This window comes from Pseudomonas sp. FG6 (assembly GCF_057809015.1).
Map to the genome: position 1 here is coordinate 1 of NZ_JBMDJD010000086.1, position 881 is coordinate 881.

Consider the following 881-nt stretch of genomic DNA (forward strand, 5'->3'; position numbering starts at 1 on the left):
GATGATCGCCTCGTACACGGTGCGCCGTGGTACCAGCGCTTTGGCCTGAATCGCAACCAAACCGTGCGCGACGCGCTGTGGCCGCAGTATGTCGAGGCCAACGGGCGGCTGATTCGCGACCCGGCGGCGGCCCGTTTGCGTGAGCAATTGGAGGCGCTGGTCAAGCTCGCGCCGGGCAGTCCTGAACGCGCCGAGCGTGCTCGGGAGGCCTACGACCCGCTCAAGGCCTATCTGATGATGGCGCACCCGGACAAAACCGATGCCACGTTCCTTGCCAAGACCTTGGGCGCGCAGGCCAGCCGAGCCGGTATATCGCCGGGGCTGTGGCAAAGCCTGACGCCCAACCTGTGGCAGTTCTATGCGCAGCAATTGCCCCTGCACCCCGACTGGCGCATCGAGGCCGACCCGCGGCTGGTGGCCCAGGCCCGGCAGGTGTTGCTCGGCCAACTGGGGCAGCGCAACGCCGAAGCCAGCCTGTACAAACAGGTGTTGGACGAGGCGACGAATCACTACCCGGCCCTGGGCCTGCAACAGATGGTGGGCGACACCGAGGCCGGGTTGCTGTTCTCTTCCAAGGCCAGTGTCGCGGGTGTGTTCACGCGCCAGGCTTGGGAGGGCCAGGTGCGTCAGGCCATCGATGAGATCGCCCAGGCGCGCCGGGAAGAAATCGACTGGGTGCTCAGCGACAAGCCCAGCGAAATCGATACCCGGTTGACACCGCACGAGCTCAAGGCGCGTCTCACCGAACGTTATTTCCAGGACTACGCCAGCGCCTGGCTGGTGTTTCTCAACAGCCTGCGCACCCGTCAACCGGCCAGCCTGGGCGAGGTGGTCGACCAGTTGACGCTGATGAGCGATGTGCGCCAGTCGCCGCTGATTGC

Annotated in this window: 1 protein-coding gene; it reads left to right on the forward strand. The window is 65.7% G+C overall.

From position 1 onward, the window contains the following. A partial coding sequence (locus tag ACODSJ_RS24710; protein ID WP_489104224.1) for an ImcF-related family protein occupies positions 1 to 881 on the forward strand: 881 nt, incomplete at both ends.